Source organism: Salinivibrio costicola subsp. alcaliphilus (assembly GCF_001996185.1).
Classification (GTDB): Bacteria; Pseudomonadota; Gammaproteobacteria; order Enterobacterales; family Vibrionaceae; genus Salinivibrio; species Salinivibrio costicola.
Map to the genome: position 1 here is coordinate 1 of NZ_MUFR01000005.1, position 18900 is coordinate 18900.

At 49.3% G+C, this 18900-nt stretch carries 16 protein-coding genes; 7 read left to right on the forward strand and 9 right to left on the reverse strand.

The annotated features are described in order from the left end of the window. Positions 1–130: 130 nt before the first annotated feature. Complete coding sequence (locus BZJ21_RS02595) at positions 131–1867, forward strand: methyl-accepting chemotaxis protein (RefSeq protein WP_077669100.1); 1737 nt, start codon at positions 131–133, stop codon at positions 1865–1867. Positions 1868–2118: 251 nt separating this feature from the next. Here the strand turns inward: BZJ21_RS02595 and BZJ21_RS02600 are convergent, their stop codons facing one another. The 4 genes from BZJ21_RS02600 to BZJ21_RS02615 form a co-directional block, all read right to left on the reverse strand. After that, positions 2119–3015 carry a DMT family transporter gene (locus BZJ21_RS02600; RefSeq protein ID WP_025744670.1) on the reverse strand — a complete coding sequence of 299 codons (897 nt, stop codon included), beginning with the start codon at positions 3013–3015 and terminating at the stop codon, positions 2119–2121. A 169-nt stretch (positions 3016–3184) separates the two neighbouring features. Continuing rightward, positions 3185–3667, reverse strand: a complete 483-nt coding sequence (locus BZJ21_RS02605) for a DUF2780 domain-containing protein (RefSeq protein WP_077669058.1) — start codon at positions 3665–3667, stop codon at positions 3185–3187. A gap of 103 nt (positions 3668–3770) precedes the next feature. Further along, the gene (locus BZJ21_RS02610) at positions 3771–5375 is read right to left on the reverse strand and encodes an ABC-F family ATPase (RefSeq protein WP_077669059.1); all 1605 of its coding nucleotides are present in this window, start codon (positions 5373–5375) and stop codon (positions 3771–3773) included. Positions 5376–5561: 186 nt separating this feature from the next. After that, positions 5562–7049: a carboxypeptidase M32 gene (locus BZJ21_RS02615; RefSeq protein ID WP_077669060.1), complete on the reverse strand. Its 1488-nt coding sequence runs from the start codon at positions 7047–7049 to the stop codon at positions 5562–5564. A 110-nt stretch (positions 7050–7159) separates the two neighbouring features. On the opposite strand from BZJ21_RS02615, the gene BZJ21_RS02620 reads away from it, so the two are divergent. Further along, positions 7160–7729, forward strand: coding sequence for a gamma-glutamylcyclotransferase family protein (locus BZJ21_RS02620; RefSeq protein WP_077669061.1), 570 nt, complete (start codon positions 7160–7162; stop codon positions 7727–7729). A gap of 99 nt (positions 7730–7828) precedes the next feature. Here the strand turns inward: BZJ21_RS02620 and BZJ21_RS02625 are convergent, their stop codons facing one another. Both BZJ21_RS02625 and BZJ21_RS02630 read right to left on the reverse strand, forming a co-directional pair. Next, complete coding sequence (locus tag BZJ21_RS02625) at positions 7829–8842, reverse strand: outer membrane beta-barrel protein (RefSeq protein WP_077577205.1); 1014 nt, start codon at positions 8840–8842, stop codon at positions 7829–7831. Between the two features lie 314 nt (positions 8843–9156). Next, the gene (locus BZJ21_RS02630) at positions 9157–9858 is read right to left on the reverse strand and encodes a DUF2786 domain-containing protein (protein WP_021023265.1); all 702 of its coding nucleotides are present in this window, start codon (positions 9856–9858) and stop codon (positions 9157–9159) included. Between the two features lie 229 nt (positions 9859–10087). Here BZJ21_RS02630 and BZJ21_RS02635 point away from each other — a divergent pair, with 229 nt between their 5' ends. After that, positions 10088–12454: a DNA polymerase II gene (locus BZJ21_RS02635; RefSeq protein WP_077669062.1), complete on the forward strand. Its 2367-nt coding sequence runs from the start codon at positions 10088–10090 to the stop codon at positions 12452–12454. A 99-nt stretch (positions 12455–12553) separates the two neighbouring features. Then, entirely contained in the window at positions 12554–12820 is a 267-nt protein-coding gene (locus BZJ21_RS02640; protein WP_021023263.1) for a DUF1289 domain-containing protein, read from the forward strand. Between the two features lie 122 nt (positions 12821–12942). On the opposite strand, the gene rplY is transcribed toward BZJ21_RS02640, so the two are convergent. The 3 genes from rplY to BZJ21_RS02655 all read right to left on the reverse strand — a co-directional run bounded on the left by rplY (position 12943) and on the right by BZJ21_RS02655 (position 15737). After that, a complete protein-coding gene (gene rplY, locus BZJ21_RS02645) occupies positions 12943–13224 on the reverse strand; it encodes a 50S ribosomal protein L25 (protein ID WP_021023262.1) in 282 nt (93 codons plus the stop codon). 140 nt (positions 13225–13364) lie between these two features. Next, positions 13365–15164 carry a DEAD/DEAH box helicase gene (locus BZJ21_RS02650; protein WP_077669063.1) on the reverse strand — a complete coding sequence of 600 codons (1800 nt, stop codon included), beginning with the start codon at positions 15162–15164 and terminating at the stop codon, positions 13365–13367. A 111-nt stretch (positions 15165–15275) separates the two neighbouring features. Then, positions 15276–15737 carry a GNAT family N-acetyltransferase gene (locus BZJ21_RS02655; protein WP_077460586.1) on the reverse strand — a complete coding sequence of 154 codons (462 nt, stop codon included), beginning with the start codon at positions 15735–15737 and terminating at the stop codon, positions 15276–15278. Positions 15738–16023: 286 nt separating this feature from the next. On the opposite strand from BZJ21_RS02655, the gene rsuA reads away from it, so the two are divergent. From rsuA to BZJ21_RS02670, 3 genes are all read left to right on the forward strand, one after another. After that, on the forward strand, positions 16024–16716 hold the full coding sequence (gene rsuA, locus BZJ21_RS02660; protein WP_021023259.1) for a 16S rRNA pseudouridine(516) synthase RsuA: 693 nt from the start codon (positions 16024–16026) through the stop codon (positions 16714–16716). Positions 16717–16976: 260 nt separating this feature from the next. Then, the gene (locus tag BZJ21_RS02665) at positions 16977–18185 is read left to right on the forward strand and encodes a Bcr/CflA family multidrug efflux MFS transporter (RefSeq protein WP_077460584.1); all 1209 of its coding nucleotides are present in this window, start codon (positions 16977–16979) and stop codon (positions 18183–18185) included. Beyond that, entirely contained in the window at positions 18182–18847 is a 666-nt protein-coding gene (locus BZJ21_RS02670; protein ID WP_077669064.1) for a DUF2913 family protein, read from the forward strand. Before BZJ21_RS02665 ends, BZJ21_RS02670 begins: the two co-directional genes overlap by 4 nt. Positions 18848–18900 lie beyond the last annotated feature (53 nt).

Below are 18900 nucleotides of genomic sequence, written 5' to 3' on the forward strand. Positions count from 1 at the left end.
TGTCTTCGCGTGTCATGATATCGCTCCGATAGTGAAGGAGCCATATCAATATCAGGTCATCGTGGTTATCTGAATGTGGGGAGAAATGGCCGCTTACGATATAAATGTGATAGAGGCGGTAGGAGTGGGTATGAACATCAATAACACCATGAAATTAGTATTTTTTATTATTGGTGCAGGCATTGTGGTGAGTTTTTTTACGATCATTCAGCTTAATGGCTTGATGAATAAAGTCGATGAAATGGCCCAGATCCGATACGAGTCTTATCAAACGGCCGATGAATTAAGACAAAGCTCTGATGACTTAACGCGTCTGGGCAGAACTTACACAGTTACCGGCAATGAAAAGTATGAAAAAATGTATAACGATATTCTAGCCATTCGTAACGGTGAGAAACCTCGGCCTGTTAACTATCATACGATCTACTGGGACTTAGTGTTAGAACATGGTCAAAAACCTAAACCAGATGGCCAAGCTATTTCGTTAAATCAACGGATGAGAGATTTAGGCTTTACCGAGAAAGAGTTTGATTTACTCAAAAAGGCTCAGGCCAATTCTGATGGGCTGGTGAATATGGAAGTCAAAGCCATGAACGCGGTTAAAGGACTATATCCGGACAGCAGCGGTAATTATACTGTTCGAGGAGAGCCCGACAAACAAATGGCGATTGAGCTATTGCATAGCTCGCAGTATCACCAAGAAAAAGCAAAAATCATGAAACCCATCGAAAGCTTTTTTATTGCGTTGGAACAGCGAACGGATGCACAGTTCAACGAGGCAGCATCTAGTGTCAAAAAAACGGTGCTCATCGGCAATATCTCGTTAGCAGTGGTGATCGTAATTGCGATTTTGGGATACATCATCACGAAACGAACGGTTGTTAATCCAATAGATAGGATGGCATCCACGCTAAAAAAAGTAGATGATAATTCAGATCTTACGTTGCGAGTCGACGATAGTAAAAAGAATGAAATTGGAACCATTGGTAATACTGTTAATAAAGTTATCGGAAGTTACTCATCGACGATTAATAAAATTAATGACGTTAATCATATGATCGCTCAGATTACGGATAGTTTGGTCGATATTACCAGTAAAAATGCCAAAATATCTAACCAGCAAAACCAAGAGCTCGAGATGGGTGCCACGGCCATGGAAGAAATGACCTCCGCCCTTGCCACGGTGGCGGAGAACACCTCCATGGCAGAAAAGTACGCAGGTAGTACTGAGAAAGAAACCACCACTAGTAAAGATGTGTTCGATAAAACCATGGTCGAGTTTGGCAGTTTAGAAACTGAATTCAAAAAGACATCAGAGGTGATCCAAGAGCTTGCCGATGAATCCACTAATGTGGGTAATGTGCTTGATGTGATTAAAGGCATTGCAGAGCAAACTAACCTCTTAGCGCTAAACGCAGCCATCGAAGCGGCGCGAGCAGGCGATCAAGGTCGTGGCTTTGCGGTTGTGGCCGACGAGGTGAGATCTTTAGCGCAACGGACACAAAAATCTGCTGGAGAGATTGAAGAAATGATCGGTGGTTTGCAAGGTAAGGCGGAACAATCAACACAGACTATTCGTGTTAACGCAGATAAGATTGCATCGACACGTGACAATATGACCACCGCAAACGAATCGCTTGGCACGATCAAAGAATCTGCGATAGAAATCCATCGACTGAATTCATCGATTGCATCGGCCACGGAAGAACAGCTTTCTGTCAGTGATGAAATCTCGAGCAATTTATCAAACATAAAAACCTTATCAAGCGATATGCATGAAGCGATTGATCAACTGGGCCCGATTGTGTCTGATTTAAAAGATAACGTTAACGCATTGAACGGTGCTATTCAGGATATTCGTACCTAGTTGACAGGCGATGACTGTTAACCGGATTGCTCGAGTGAGCAATCCGGTTTTGTCCAAACGCTCATACGTTCTCTCATTGCAACGAGATCTACCGACAAACACTGACACACTCGTACATTCTCACGACAGCCTTTTTTCTACTTGGTGATTATAGTCAGCCTTCTTTAACGCGTTTTTGCCTGATCAGCAAACCAAAACTGGCCTCAAATGAGGCCAGTTTTGCTCGTATTAAACCTTTGAATGTGCGAGTGTTATACGATACGTCGCCGAAAGATGCGATGGCCAACTGCATTGAATAATGCGCCTGCCACAATTAACCCACCACCGAGATAGGTCCAAATTGAGGGCACTTCATTAAAGATCCATACCCCAAGCAAGGTTGAGAACACAATTTGTATATAGGCATAAGCAGACGCTTCACCGGCTTGTTGGGTTTGCATGGCTTTGGTGAGTCCATACTGGCCAACCTGGGTAAATACACCGACTAAAACCAATAGCAATGTGAGCGATAAACTTGGCATCACGAACTGTGGCCACATCAGCACGGTCGCGACGGGTAGGGCAACCATGGGAAAGTACAAAATAATTACCGAGCTGTCTTCGGTGCGGCTGAGTTTACGCACAATCACATAAGCCATTGAGCTGCCTAATGCCCCCAGAAGCGCAATAATCACGCTAAACGTGGGCAAGGCCTCCGCAATATTACCGTTAAGGTTAGGTTGCACCATCACGTAAAGCCCGATTAAACAAAGCGCAATACACACCAACGTGGCGCCTTGTAATCGCTCTTTGAGTAACACCAACCCAAGTACAGCAGTAAACACCGGGTGAGTGTATTGCAAAACAGTGGCTTCGGCTAAGGGTAAAGTCGTGACCGCATAATACACACACATCAGCGCGGCTGTACCGAGTACACCACGCAGCAACAGGAGTTGCTTATTGTTACCCCATACCGACAGGCCTTTACGTTTCACATCGGTGTAGCTGATGATGAGCGACACCAGTGCTCGGGCGGCGACAATCTCAAATACCGGGATACCATTGACAGCCACGTATTTCACACAGGCGGACATCAAGGCAAAGCCAAGCGCAGACAGAAGCATAAAGCGGATCCCAACTGGAATCGCAGAGAAAGAGAAGGCAGGCATAATCATATAAACTTAAACAACAGGGCGACTATGATAACGCGTCTCGGTGCGCTTTGCTTGATGATTCGATAAATAAACGCGCGTCAGCGGTTGCCGCGCGTTGTCGTTGTTTAAACTGCCGAGGCATGCGGCGACGGAGTAATTTAATCGGTGTTTAAGTAACGTCGCGCTATGGCCAAAGTTGGGTTAGCGAGCTTAGCAATCCATCGCTCGCACCTTGTTGGCCCAAATAGTCGAGCACAACCGGCACAAACTGCTTTAACGTGGCCGCGTCGATACCAAGTTTTTCTGCTGCACGATACACATCACCCATTGAACCGATGCCACCCGCACTCGCATTGTCTCCGAGTAATGACGAAAGCGACGATAAATCAGGGCGTAAACTTGCAAGCTCTTGTTGATCGCTGCCGGTGAGGCCATTCGCTGCCATGGCGAGTAAGGCCCCGGCGCCACCTGTTGCTTGAGCTGGGCTCACATCCACTTGTTCAGTGATCGATTTAACGAGCGGAGATTGGCTCACCTCATCACCGGCAAATTGGGTTGCCATTTGCGTCATCACATCAGTGGTTTTATCGCCCTGGCCGAAAAGGGCATAGCTCGGAGTGGTAAGAAGAAGACTGGAAAGCGTTAACAGTGTGGCCGTGTATTTCATGATCCCTCGCTCGTTATAAAGAATAAGCACGTTACTCTAGGTATAGCGGGACTTGCCGCTGAATGGAAGCCAATCAGCGGCAAATTCAGGCTCAGTCTTATGATCAAGCCACCGCACGCACTTTTTCTAAGTGGGCGAGGTACTCATCGTAACTGCCGTTAAAGTGGATCAATTGTTGGTCTTTGATCTCAATAATGTCAGTGGCCAGTGACGACACAAATTCACGGTCGTGGCTGACAAAAATCAAAGTGCCAGGGAATTGCTCTAGGCCTTTATTGAGTGATTCGATGGCTTCCATATCCATGTGGTTGGTGGGTTCATCCATCACAATCACATTGATATCTTGCATCATCAGCTTGCCGAACATCAGACGGTTTTTCTCGCCCCCTGAGCAGCTTTTGGCTTTTTTGTTCACATCATCTGCTGAGAACAACAAGCGACCCAAAATGCCACGAACAATCAAATCATCATGCTTGGCCGTACGCCATTGCGACATCCACTCAAACACGGTGAGATCGTTATCAAACTCGGCACTGTTATCTTGCGCACAGTAACCAATGGATGCGTTTTCTGACCATTTAATTGTGCCTTCGCTTTGCGCAAGCTCGCCCACTAAACAACGCAACAGGGTGGTTTTACCCACACCATTTTCGCCAATAATCGCCAGGCGCGATCCTGCTTCAAGTAAAAAGTGACCGTTTTTAAATAAAGGTGTCTCGTCAAAGGTATGACCAACCTCGCGTAATTCGACCGCTTGACGGTGGAGCTTTTTGCTTTCGGTAAATTGAATGTAAGGGTGCACGCGACTGGACGCTTTGACTTCATCAAGCTGGATCTTTTCCATGCGTTTGGCGCGTGAACTGGCTTGCTTAGCTTTAGAGGCATTAGCACCAAAGCGATTTACGAAGTCTTGCAGCTCACTGAGCTCCGCTTCTTTTTTCGCGTTGCTCGACAACAGTTGCTCGCGTGCTAAGCTAGATGCGGCGACAAAGTCATCGTAGTTGCCTGGATATACACGTAGCTCGCCAAAGTCGATATCGGCCATGTGGGTGCACGTGGCGTTCAAGAAGTGACGATCGTGAGAAATGATAATCATGGTGCACTGGCGCTGTTGCAGCTCACCGGCCAACCAGTTGATGGTATGAATATCCAAGTTGTTGGTCGGTTCATCCAACAGCAAAATATCAGGATTCGCAAACAAAGCCTGGGCAAGCAGCACCCGTAATTTCCAACCCGGTGCCACTTGCGACATCAGGCCAAAGTGCAGCTCTTCTTCAATCCCCGCTTGCAGCAGAATATCGCCAGCACGGCTCTCGGCGGTATAACCGTCCATTTCCGCGAACTGGCTTTCTAGTTCTGCGACGGCCATGCCATCTTCTTCGCTCATTTCCGGCAAAGAATAAATACGCTCACGCTCTTGTTTGATTTCCCACAGCTTGCGATCGCCCATCATCACCGCATCAATCACTGAGTATTGCTCATAGGCAAATTGATCTTGGCTAAGCTCGCCCAAGGTTTGTCCTGGCGTGATGGACACATTGCCTGCGGTAGGCGTGAGCGCGCCACTCATGATTTTCATCAAGGTGGATTTGCCACAGCCGTTGGCTCCGATCAATCCGTAGCGGTTACCGTTACCAAATTTGGCAGAGATGTTTTCGAATAGCGGCTCGGCACCAAACTGCATGGTGATATTGGCGATTGAAATCAAAAGACGTTCCTAGCGAATGTGCTCAACCAGGGCGTGTAGTCATGCCAACAAAGCATCTGACTCACGGCCAAGCGAGGAGGGTGTAAAGATAAAGATGACTGAGCGCGCATTGTACAGAAATGTGATGGGATTAACAGATTAACCTGAAAAAACCAAGGCCAATATCGCTGGCCTTGGGGGCACGGATTACAAATACCGCCCTTGAATATACTCGCGGAAGTGGGCGGGGTTGAGGGTTTCGCCGGTGGCATCCTTGAGTATGTTGTCGGTTGAGGTGGTGCTGGCGCGTTGCCAGATATGTTGAGACAACCAATCAAAAATCGGTGAGACATTGCCGCTGGCGATAATGCCATCCACATCCATTTGCTGGCGCATTGCTTGCATCAATTGCGCGGCATACAGGGCACCCAAGGTATAGGTGGGGAAGTAGCCAAAGCTGCCATCGGTCCAGTGAATGTCTTGCATGCAGCCGTTTTTATAGTTGCCGGCGGTGCTGAGGCCAAGGTATTGCTGCATGGCGTTGTCCCAACGCTCAGGAATATGATCAACTTCCATGTTGCCACTGATCAGATCGCGCTCGATGTCATAGCGCAGCATGATGTGTGCCGGATAGGTGACCTCGTCGGCATCGACACGAATATAACCGGGCGCGACTTGAGTTAACACGCGGTGGAAATTCTCGACATGAAAGGCGGGATCGTTTTGGCGGTTAAAGGCAGATTTAGCACGCTGACAAATCAAGGTGGCAAATGCTTCACTGCGGGCCAGCTGCATTTCAAAAAACAGGCTTTGGCTTTCGTGCACGCCCATCGAGCGCGCTTGGCCCACTGGTAAGCCTGCCAGGTCCTTAGGCAACCCTTGTTCATAGCGCGCATGGCCGGTTTCGTGGATCACGCCCATTAATGCCGAGGTAAAATCTTGCTCGTCGTAGCGGGTGGTAATGCGCACATCAGTGGGCACGCCGCCACAAAATGGGTGGGTGCTGACATCCAGACGACCCTGTGCAAAGTTAAAGCCCAACTGCTGCATCACCTGCTCACCCAAGGCTTTTTGTTGCGCTTGGGTAAATGGCCCTTTGGGCATAAGGGGTGGCTGTTGCGCTTGCTTGTCGACTACCGCCTGGATGGTCTCCGGTAGCCATGCTTTAAGCGCACCAAATACCTCATCGACACGATCAGCGGTCATTCCTGGCTCGTAGAGATCGAGCAGGGCATCGTAAGGCGCACAACCTTTTTGGTCCGCACGAATATGGGCTTCTTCGCGCGCCAAGGCCACCACTTCTTTTAAATTTTTGGCAAAGCCTGCCCAATCGTTATCTTGACGTTGTTGGCGCCAAGCATGCTCGCATTTGGCACCCGCTAAAGATTTGGCTTTGACCAGGGTGTCAGGCAATACGCTGGCCTGCTGCCACTCGCGCTTCATCTCTGCCACGCTCGCTTTTTGCGTCGGTGTCAGTTGCTCCAATTTATCGTCCAGCTCTGCTAACCAGTCACTAAGCTCAGGTTGGGTGCTTTGTTGATGGCAATAAAGCGCGAGCTCTGCCATCGCGTCGGCACGGGCTTGATTCCCACCATCTGGCATCATGGTGGCTTGATCCCAACCGCAGATTGCGGCAAGGTGCTGAAAATGCGACAGCCGTTTGAAATGGGCTTCGAGCTTATTGAGTGGTTCCATGATGACTTCCTTGTTAACAACATTGCCGGATATTCTGGCAATTTGTATGAAAAAAGCAAGGCAGCCACTACCGTTCTGTCAGGTTATGCAATAAAGGAGTTTGCAACGTCATGTATCTATTTGGATACGGGAGTTTAATGAATCCGGCGTCACGGGCGCTGACCGGTGAATCTGGATGGACGTGCCCGGTTACCGTGACCGGGCTAAGTCGTCATTGGAGCAATGTCAGTGAGGCGTTTATTTCACCTTTGGTGGTGTTACAAGGTGAAGGTCAATGTAATGGGGTGCTGGTCAGCATCGATCCACAGTCATTGCCCGACTTTGATCGCCGAGAGGCAGGCTATCAGCGGTTACAGTTAGCTGAATCAAACATCACTCTGCCCGAAGAGGTGACGCTTGATGGCCCCGTGTACGTGTATGTTGCCGATACGCAGCGTGCCCCAGACGTAGATAAGCCGATTGCCCAATCCTATGTCGATACGGTCATGGCAGGCTGTTTACGCTACTCAACGGATTTTGCCCGCGCGTTTTTAACTACCACTCAGGGGTGGGAAGGCGCTTATCATAACGATCGCGCCGAGCCAAGGTATCCACGGGTGGCAGGAGTGAGCGATCAAGATAGAGTAGACATCGATCGGTTGATGCAGGCGCACTTGACCGCTTTTACAGCGCGCGGTTAATCAGTCATTGATTGTTCATGACAAGAAAAGGCCACCGACAATGCGGTGGCCTTTGCGTATTTATATTTGCATATTTATATGATGCGATCGTCGATGTGATTAATTCACTTCCACATAAACGAACTCTGGCGAAGTGACTTCCACGCGGCGGTTTTTCGCACGACCGTCGGCAGTCTCGTTACTGGCGGTTGGCGCTGACTCGCCTTTGCCCATCACGGTTAAGCGCTCAGCCGCAATGCCCGCGTCTAAGAAGACATCCGCAACGACTTGTGCACGCTCTTCAGAGAGTGTTTGGTTATAAGCGGCAGGCCCTTGGCTGTCGGTATGACCCACAATCGTCGCTGTGGCTTCTTCATGCTTAAGCAAGCGGTCAACTAATGGCTGCAAGGAGGCGACCGCTTGCTCAGATAACGTTGCTTTATCAAAGCCGAACATTTCGGTTTCGCCGGCCTCTGAGAGCACAATTGATTGCGGCTCGGCAACCGGCTCTGGCTCTTGAACGGGCTCTGGCTCTGCCATAACTGGCTCTTCAACCATTGCTTCAGTCATTGGCTCACTGGCGGTGCGGCCAAAGTGATAGGTCATCCCGACGGTGACGAGGTTATTATCAACGCTTGAGAAATAGCCATCATCCATATCATTGATGTGTTGGTATTCTAGGCGAAGGTTGAGTTTATCGGTGGCTTGGTGATCAACACCGATCGCGCCCATCAACGACACATCGTCGCGATCACCGGCATTGCTGTTAAAGTTCCACATCGCGCCGCCCACTTTCCCGTACAGTGCGGTATCGGGCTTAACGTGATACGACAATTTGGGGGCAAGTGTCAGCGCGGTGAGATCGCCCGATGCTTTACCAAAGGTATCGAATTCAGTGTCAAAGCGACCTAAATAATCATAGGTGCCTTCAAGCGCAAACCAGTCATTGAAATCATAACCAGTAATGATACCCGCCCCGAGCTCTTGATCACCACAGTCGGTGTCAGACACACAGCTATCTTCTAAAAACGACGGCCCAATACGACCCCCCATGTAAAGACCACTGTCTTGCTGTGCATAAGCTGCGGGTGCGACGGCCAGTAAGAGGCCGAGACCTGTCACGACTTTTTTCATGCCACTCTCCTAATTAAGGATATGAAGTATCTTATTTTACGCATTGTGAATGCTTGTTATTGAGTCACCTTAGACCATGCGATCGCAACTGCCAGCGAGTTGGGCAGACGGAACATAGATAATGTGACATGGATCCTAGGCTAGACCTGAGAAGCGTGTAACACAATAGGCGACAAGCGATTTGACCATGATTTGACGTGTTTAACACAAGTGTCTTATTGGTGGGAAAATGCTGACAGAGGCCGGACAAATCGCCGGCCGTTTTCACGTGATGAGAGAGTATTAAAGGGGCGTTGGTTATTACAGAATTGTGGTTATGATTTTGTGTTACCTGTTAGGCGCTTTTGTGGGCCTTGACCGCTTACAGGGCGACTAACTGAAATTTCGCGGCCCTTTTTCATGCCACGTTCGTAGTCATCGGTCATTGCCGCCATGGCGTCTTTGAGTTGCTGCTTAAATGTCTCTCGGTCAATGTTGGCGAACTCTTTATCAATATAGCTTTTGATCTTATCGTCGCTGTCTCGGGCATCAAGCTGTGGCAATTTGTCGAGTGCTCCCTCAAGCCAGCCCGTCGTGAAAGACTGAACACGGCGGGTGACTTGTTGGGTGCTGGTGCCTGAGCCTGCGAAGCTGTTACGAAACTGGCCAATATGTTCATTCATATCGCGATACACCACATCAAATGCAAACGCCGCGAAAATAGCCCGGTCGGCATCACCGATAAATTCAGCCTGCTTGAGCCCTTTGTGGTTGACCAATACGCACTCGACGCCAAAACGACTATTGATTCCGCGGATAATTTTTAAGATCGATTGGTTAATAGACGCTGGCAACAGCTTCTCAGAGCGCGTTTTACCCATACTGATGAAGTCAATGTCGTCCTGATCGAGACCATGCTTCCGCATCAGCCGCTCGGCCATTTTAATCGCTTGCGCCGCCTCGTTGACATTGGCGGAATTGCTGAGCTCTAGACATTTAGCAATTTTTTTGAGCGCTTTGCTTTTCGGATCTGACATTCATACTTCCCGATAACGAACAAACGCGCATTGTATCGCGTCCGCAAGCGACAACAAAGGCGAGATTATAATGGGCGTCTCGGCGGAGCACGTTGTTTGGCTGTCATGTGTGTAAAAAGAGGGCCAAAACTGTTTATCTATACAGTAATTAGCCACGTTTGTTACACTGTCCTTATCATTCACACGATCCATATCGATAACGCCTGTGACTTCATCGACTGCGCCCTATATGCAGCAAGGGTTTGTGATCACGCGCCAGCAGCGTGATTGGGGCCATACCTCAACCATTGTTTTATGGCTTTCCACGCCAGAAGGCCCGATCAAACTCTGTATTGACGATCAGCACAGTGTGTTTTTTGTGCCGTTGGAAGAAAAAGCGCGGGTGGAGGCGCTATTACCTGCTATCGATCCCAATGCCTATTGCAAACCGGTACCGCTAACAACTTTCCAACATACGCCTGTTGCAGCCTGTTATTTCACCAGTGTTAAACGTGCCCGAGAAGGCCAGAAGGTGATAACGGGAGCCGCTATTGCGCTTTATGAAGGGGATTTACGCTTGGCCGATCGTTATCTGATGGAGCGCTATATTTGTGGCAGCTTGTTGTTTACCGGTCAGGCCCGTCAACGTCAGGGCTACCTAGAAGTAACGCAAGGCAAAGCGAAGCAAGCAGACTATACGCCCACGCTTCATCATGTCTCGTTGGATATCGAGTGTTCACAAAAAGGTCAGCTTTATTCGGTGGGGTTAGACAGTGAAAAAGACAGTCGCGTGATCATGGTCGGTGCGCCTCAGAACGATGCCCCGGCGTGGATAGAGTGGGTGGATAACGAAGAGGCTTTATTGGTCGCCCTGGAGCGTTGGTTCGCACAATACGATCCAGACGTAGTGGTGGGCTGGAATGTGATTGATTTTGACTTTCGCCTATTGGTTAAACGCGCGCAACGCTACCAGCGTGATTTACGCCTTGGTCGCGGCGGGGAACGCGCTTTTTGGCGTGATGGTGGTAGCAATAAGCCGGGCTTTATCAGTTTAGCCGGGCGGGTGGTGATTGATGGGATTGATGCGCTAAAAACCGCGACGTATGGGTTCCGATCTTGGGCGCTAGAGGCGGTTGCACAAACGTTATTGGGCGAGGGGAAAGCGATTGATGATCCGCATGATCGTATGGCCTCGATTAATCGCATGTTTCATCAGGATAAAATCGCGCTTGCGACTTATAATTTACAAGATTGCCGTTTGGTAAACCGAATCTTTGATCACACTCACTTACTCGACTTTTTAATCGAGCGCTCGCGCTTAACCGGGGTAGAGCTCGATCGCGTGGGCGGCTCGGTAGCGGCATTCACTAACTTATTTTTACCGCGTTTGCATCGTTCCGGTTATGTCGCGCCTAATCTAGCCAGCGAAGGGTGGATCGCGAGCCCTGGTGGTTATGTGATGGACTCCAAACCCGGCTTATATCACTCAGTGCTGGTGTTGGATTTTAAATCGCTGTATCCCTCGATTATTCGTACCTTTCTTATTGATCCGCTTGGACTCATAGAGGGGTTAAAAGCACAAGAGGCCGGTCAGGAAGCCGACACGGTCCCTGGGTTTCGAGGCGGTGTTTTTCATCGAGAAAAGCACTACTTACCGGCATTGATTGATGAGTTGTGGCAAGCGCGTGATCGGGCGAAAAAAGCCGGTGAAAAAGCGTTTTCGCAGGCAATTAAAATTATCATGAATTCCTTCTATGGCGTGTTGGGCTCATCGGGGTGCCGTTTTTTTGATCATCGCTTGGCATCATCGATTACCATGCGCGGCCATGAGATTATGAAGACCACTCGTGAGTTGATTGAAGCACACGGCTTTGAGGTGATCTACGGTGACACAGACTCTACCTTTGTGTCATTGGGGGGAGAAAAAGCAAGCGAGGACGCCGATGCCATCGGGCGAAAGCTTGTTAGCCATGTGAATCAGTGGTGGTCTCAACACTTGCAGGAAACCTATGGTCTCGAATCCTTGCTGGAAATTGAATACGAAACCCATTATCAACGCTTTTTAATGCCCACCATTCGTGGGCAAGAAACCGGGAGTAAAAAGCGTTATGCAGGACGGATCGTCAATCCTGATACCGGCGAGTCTCATTTGGTCTTTAAAGGGTTGGAAACGGTAAGAACGGATTGGACACCATTGGCGCAACAGTTCCAGCAACAGCTTTATCAACGTGTGTTTGATGGTGATGATGTCGATGCTTTTATTCGCGATGTGGTCGCCTGTACGCAACAAGGGGAGCGTGATGCCGAGCTAGTGTATCGTAAACGGTTACGACGCCCGATTGCGGAGTATCAGAAAAATGTGCCACCGCACGTGCGTGCCGCGCGGCTGGCTGACAGTGAAAATCAAAAACGTGGCCGCCCTGAACAGTACCAACGGGGGGGATGGATTGAGTATGTGATCACGGTTAATGGGCCTGAGCCGTGTATGTATCGGCGTAGCCCGATGGATTATCAACATTATATTGATAAACAGCTTAAACCGATTGCGGATGGCATCCTGCCGTTTATTGGTAAAGAGTTCGACACCTTGGCGCTACCGCAATTGGGGTTGTTCTAAGCACGTTTGATCGTTTGTCTTGTTCGGGCAGTTTTTAACGCGCGACTTGCAATTGTGTCTGCCACCCGCTTGAATGAAAGAATCAGCAGAGGGGATGACGTGGAACAGCTCGATTTCTTCGAGGTGCCGAGTCCGTGCAAAGGCATCTGTCAGGTCAATAACAAAGGTTACTGCAAAGGGTGCTTTCGCAGTCGCGATGAGCGCTTTTATTGGTATGACTTTACCAACGAGCAAAAGCGCAATGTGGTTCGCTTATGCCACCAGCGTTATTTGCGCATTATGCGTGCCAAACGCCAACAGACACAGGAAACCGCCTTAGAGCCGGAAACTCTTCCACATCAGCCTTCGCTGTTTGATGACAGCTAACATCCCAGCGAATACTTCGGCCAGAGTGCTTGGTACGCAAAGCGTGCTACTTATAATGTTTAAACACAAAAAAGGCGCCCCTGAGGACGCCTGATCTCATTCCATCTTTATCGACACAGCGATTAGATGCGGATGAAGTCCATGTGTTCAACTTTTGGCTTGAACGGGTGACGTTGGATGTCTTGTGGCTTCACTTTTACTTCTTGGCCATCAATAACCAGGATGATGCCTTCGTAGAATTCAGGCTTATCCATTTGGTTAACCACAACAGGGTGGTTCAGTGCGATAGATACAGGCTCTTGGTTGCCACCGTAAACAATCGCAGGGAATTTTTTCTGATGACGTAGGCGGCGGCTCGCACCTTTACCCTTTTCTGTACGTACTTCAGCTTCGAATTTAAACATAATTAATAACTCTCTTTAGAGTGAAAAAATAGCACTGAGCGTAGCGACCTAACTCAGTACCCAAAAACGAGCGCGGATAGTAGCACTGGTTGCGCACGAAAACAAGCGTCATCGGTGCGCAGAAGGCCTGCTTGCGCGTGTTAGTCGGCTTCTGCAAAGGCTTGCCCACGACTTTGTGCCAACATCGCCTGCAATCTGTCTTGGCTAATAAAACTATCGACATCAAAGATCTTCTGGCGCAGATGCCAAAAACGGCCTTGTTTGCGTGCAATGACAAAATCAGGCGGACGAAATCGATGTTGTGACGCTGTCACTTTAGTGGGCGCGGTATCGGTGAAGGGACGATGGCGATCGACTAAATGTGGGCGAACAAACCGCGCTAAAAAGTCGTGTTTCTGTTTCTTGGTCGCAAGTGGCCAGACTTCGTGTAAATCGTTGCCATCGTTGGTGTGATAGGTCACTTTTAACTGCGGTTTTTGGTAGCGATTTTTGCCCGCTGTGAGGGTCATATCGGCACACGCCACCACAAGCGCATCTTTGAGTTTGAGTGCCTCACGCAGTTTTTTATCTGGATCGATTAACGGCGCGTCGCATTGGTGGCAGCGGCGGGCGGCAATATCGTTATCGGTGCCGCATTCATCGCAAAATTTAGCGCGAAACCGATAGCCGCAGATTTCACGCTCCCCGGTCTCGTCTTCAAAATACCCTTGGCATTGGCGACCGTAATGCTCAAGCAAAAAGCCGTTGTCATCCAGTTTGCCCCAAAAGCTATTGTTAAACCCGCACGCAGGGCAAGGAATGGTGACTAACTCGCTGTCGCTATCGGGTTTAGGCATACCAATTTCGGGCTGATACAGGTCGTAAACATTGCCGGCATAATCAAGGATAAGACAGTCTTTTTTTCCGGGCGCTAATCGCAATCCACGACCGGCTATTTGCTGATAAAGGCTCACTGATTCCGTGGGACGTAATATTGCAATCAAGTCCACATGAGGGGCATCAAAGCCGGTGGTCAACACCGATACGTTCACTAAGTACTTCAGTGCTTTTTGTTTAAACGCCTCTATAAGACGATCTCGTTCAAGACCAGGGGTGTCGCCGATGATCAGCGCGGCGCTGTCTTTAGGAAGATAGGTGATGATTTCTTTGGCATGGTTGACAGTCGCAGCGAAAATCATCACCCCTTGGCGCGGGCGCGCATACTCAAGGATTTGTTCGACAATTTGCGGGGTGGCACGCGGGGCATTGGCGACGACCTTATCGAGATCCGCGTCACGGTAGTAGCCGCTGGCAGTGCGTGAGACTTGTGAAAAATCATAGCTAAGAAGCGGTGCATCCAGAACATGGGCCGGGGTTAAAAACCCTTCATCCAAAAGATGGCTTATGGGCAGTTCGAAAACGCAATCGCGAAAAAAACGGGTGTCAGTGGTGCGGACTTTACCACTGGTGTGGTACTGATAAATCCAACCTTGCCCCAACCGATATGGCGTAGCGGTTAACCCGAGTACTTTTAGGCCGGGATTGACATGTTGTAGGTGCTGAATAACACGACGATAACTGCTGTCTTCGTTGTCAGGAACGCGGTGGCACTCGTCGATCACCAGTAGCGAGAATTGGTCGGCAAAGGCGTCGAGGTTGCGCACGACCGATTGTACCGAGGCGAACACGACCTTTTCATTTGATTCCTTACGTCCTAAACCAGCGGAGAAAATACCGCCGGTGAGCCCATAGCCTTCATACTTGGCGTGGTTCTGCTCGACAAGCTCTTTAACATGCGCTAAGACCAGAACTCGGCCTTTGGCAATACGCGCTAATTCAGCGATTACCAAACTTTTCCCGGCGCCCGTGGGTAGCACGGCAACGGCAGGCGATGTATGACGGCGAAAATAGTGCAGGACGGCTTTAACAGCGTCAGACTGGTACGGACGTAAGGTATACATAATCAAAAAACGGCCTAAGTGAGGCCGTTTAGTTTACTGACTTGTTCGCTCAGGTACAGACTATTTATACCCAACCGATAAATTTATACCTAACCGATAAATCACGGTCCATTATAGCCGTTTCGTGAAAATACAATGCTGACGGCGTGGTTGGTAATCAAACTGCTCGTAAAACAGGCGAGCGCCTTTGTTACCAATGTTCATTTCTAAAATCACGGCCACACATTGCCTTGTTTTGGCTTGCTTTTCTACCTCAGGGATCACTTGCGAACCCACGCCTTGACGGCGCCAGGTTTGTTGAATGAAAAACTGATCGATCACACCGACGCTGCCGCCATTTTCGACACTAAAACTATAGGCTAAGACGATAAACCCGATCGTATCCGTTCTTCCTTCGTGCTCAACATCAATCAGAAATACATCGCCACGCTCGGGTTGTGACAATAGTGTGTTAAAGGTAGAAACCACCGGCTCGCGATCAAACGGCAAGGCCTCATGCTCATGTTGTTCGCGCGAGAGTGTGAATAAGGTTTCCAGGGTATCGACGTCGGGGCGGCGAAGAGAGACAATCATGGTGTTTCCTTTTTATCACTGATTGGTCAAGACGACCGTATCATACTCGCCAAGCCGGTAGGCTCAATCTCGGTGCGTTTTTCGATTAGCACGATGTGACAGACTCGGCGTCTCAACAAAAAGCGTTTGGTAGTGCTTGCATTATGACTAATGCATGTCACCGACAATGAGAGTGAGTGTATCTTATTGCTTTCAGTTTTGCCGCCAAATCTAGTAAAACTTGATCTGTGTCTTCGTGGCGATGTGACGTATAATCGCCGCAAACATAGGTGTAATGAATGGTAATATGCGGATAGATAAATTTTTATGTGAAACCCTAGGGGTAACACGAAAGCAAGCTGGCCGAGTGCTGAAAAGTGAAAGCGTCACCATCGATGGTGAGATCGTAAAATCTGGCGCCATCAAAGTCGGTAAAACCGCGGATGTGCAATTTGAGGGACGATCGTTAACCTTGTCTGGCCCACGCTACTTTATGATGCATAAACCTGCGGGCGTGGTGTGTTCACACGAAGATGCCTTTAATCCCACGATATTTGTTTTGCTCGATGAAGTGAACGCAGAAAAGCTGCATATAGCGGGTCGCCTGGATGCAGACACAACAGGCTTATTGTTACTGACCGACGACGGCCAATGGTCTCACCGTATCACGTCACCCAAGCATCAGTGTACAAAAACGTACCGGGTGTGGTTAGCCGATCCGATCAGTGCAGATACGGCGAGTCAGTTTGAGCAGGGTGTGATGTTACGCAGTGAGCAGCAAGCGACATTGCCCGCTAAGCTCGAGCAGGTGGGTGAGTATGAAGCCTTATTGACGATTCAAGAGGGTAAATATCATCAAGTGAAACGTATGTTTGCCGCAGTCGGTAACAAAGTAGACGCTTTGCATCGCGAATCTGTGGGTGCGCTTGAGCTCGATGACACGCTCGAGCCTGGCGAATATCGCCCTCTCACCGATGAAGAAATTGCCTTGTTGGCATAATCTTGTTGGCATAATTAAGTATGACACCTTAGATCCCACCTAGGGCAACGATCGACCCGAAAGCACAGTTCTCGCTGTGCTTTTTCAATGTGAGCGAGGTAATTTTTTAAGCGGGTTTTGAACATTGATTTTAAAGACTGGTGTTAAAGATTGGTGATGAAAAGAAAGACATTCTTTCCCACTACGCAATAATAAATTGTTACACTTTGACCAATCTCACGTTATTTCCCTTTTTCCTGTCTTTTACGTTAAGGAGTGTTATGTCGCAATCATCGGCTGTTACGTCGTCCCCAGCACAGTTAAGTTGGCTGTTAATCCTGGTGCTTGGGGCCATTGCTGCATTGACCCCATTGGCGATCGATATGTATTTGCCCGCCATGCCGGCCATTGCCGCGGATTTAAACGCGCCCAGTAGCGCGGTAAAGTCGACGCTGGTGGCCTATACCGCTGGCTTTGCGATTGGACAGCTTTTCCACGGCCCAATTTCGGACAGTTATGGTCGTAAACCTGTGATGCTTGGTGGCGTTGCGCTCTTTTTTATCTGTGCTGTGGTCAGTGCGATGGCCCAAGATATTGATGTATTAATGATTGCGCGTACCACACAAGGCTTTGCCGGTGCAGCGGCGGCGGTGATCATTCAAGCCTTGGTGCGCGATATGTTCGAGCGCGAAGAGTTTGCGCGTACCATGTCGTTTATTACGTTGGTGATGACGATTGCACCTTTGGCAGCGCCAATGATTGGCGGTTATCTGCTGACTTGGTTTGACTGGCGTGCGATTTTTTGGGTCCTGGCAGGATGGGCCTGCTTTGTGACCTTGTGCATTATTTTTCGGATCCCCGAAACGTTACCGCGAGAAAACCGTCCGCCCATGCGGATTGGTGCCTCGTTGCGTAACTATGCCCGTATGCTAAAAACCCCCTTTGCGGTAGGAATGATCTTTTGTTCTGGGTTCTCGTTTGCTGGGATGTTCTCGTTTTTAACCGCGGGCTCGTTCGTCTATATCGACTACTATGGCGTCAGCGCCCAGATGTTTGGCTATCTTTTTGCGCTTAATATCGTTTGCTTGATTGTGATGACGTTTATCAATGGGCGCTTGGTCCGCAAAATGGGATCACATTGGATGCTGCGGCTCGGGTTGGGTATCCAGCTGGTGGCGGGCATTGCCATTGCTGTTTTTCAATGGTTAGACATGGGGCTTTGGGGCACGGTGATCCCGGTGATGACGTATGTCGGTGTGATTTCAACCATCGGCAGTAATAGTATGGCGTGCTTGCTGGCGTGCTATCCACAAATGGCAGGTACTGCATCATCATTGGCGGGTACCATGCGTTTTGGTATTGGATCTCTAGTCGGTGCAGGCGTTGCCGTGGTCTCTGATGGAACACCTTGGGGGATGATTGGCGCCATCGCGATTTGTGCGATACTCTCTGCCGTTTTCTACTGGACGCTAGCACGTAAAGAACCATGAGTTATGTCATCACCATCCAAACCGTTATGGCTGCAGCCTTCGATGAGTTAGCTGCCGCCATCGATGCTAAAAAAGTGGCTGATGCGCCAGCCGCTCGCGAGGTGTTTTTAGGTCGTTGGGTGGCGCAAGCGGTTAAGAAACAGCGTTTTCACCACAGCGTAAAAGCGGATTTGCAACGTTGGACGCAGCGTGCCCGTAGTGCCGGCACTCAAGCCGGATTAGAGGCCGAATTTCGACACATTCAGCAACTCTATACGCAGTGGTTTCCGGTCGATGAGCCGGCAAGCCCGGTCCAGCACGCCCAATTACAACAGATGATTGATAGTGCCCGCGAGGCGGGTTGGATGCTGCACAGCCAGACGCCGATTGATCGAAAGATTAAGATTGTCTCTGAAGGACAGCATTCACTGGTGGTATGTCCTGAGGCAACTCAGGCGGCATTCAATGCAGAAGGGCACTTAGCTCATCCTCTTAGCATTTATGTGCGTGGACCAGAAATTGATGTAATGAATTGGGCGCATCAAGCCAAACTGGCACCCACGAAAGTCACGGCCTATAAGTCGATCGTTAAATATCATGCTGAATATCGACTTTGGCCCGACAATCATGCGGATTGCTTAATGGTGATGCCGCGGCAATCTATGGTGAAAGAATACCGCTGATGAGCATTGAGAAACCGTCTGAGGGCGGTTTTTTCTTGTTTGAAAGCCACGTA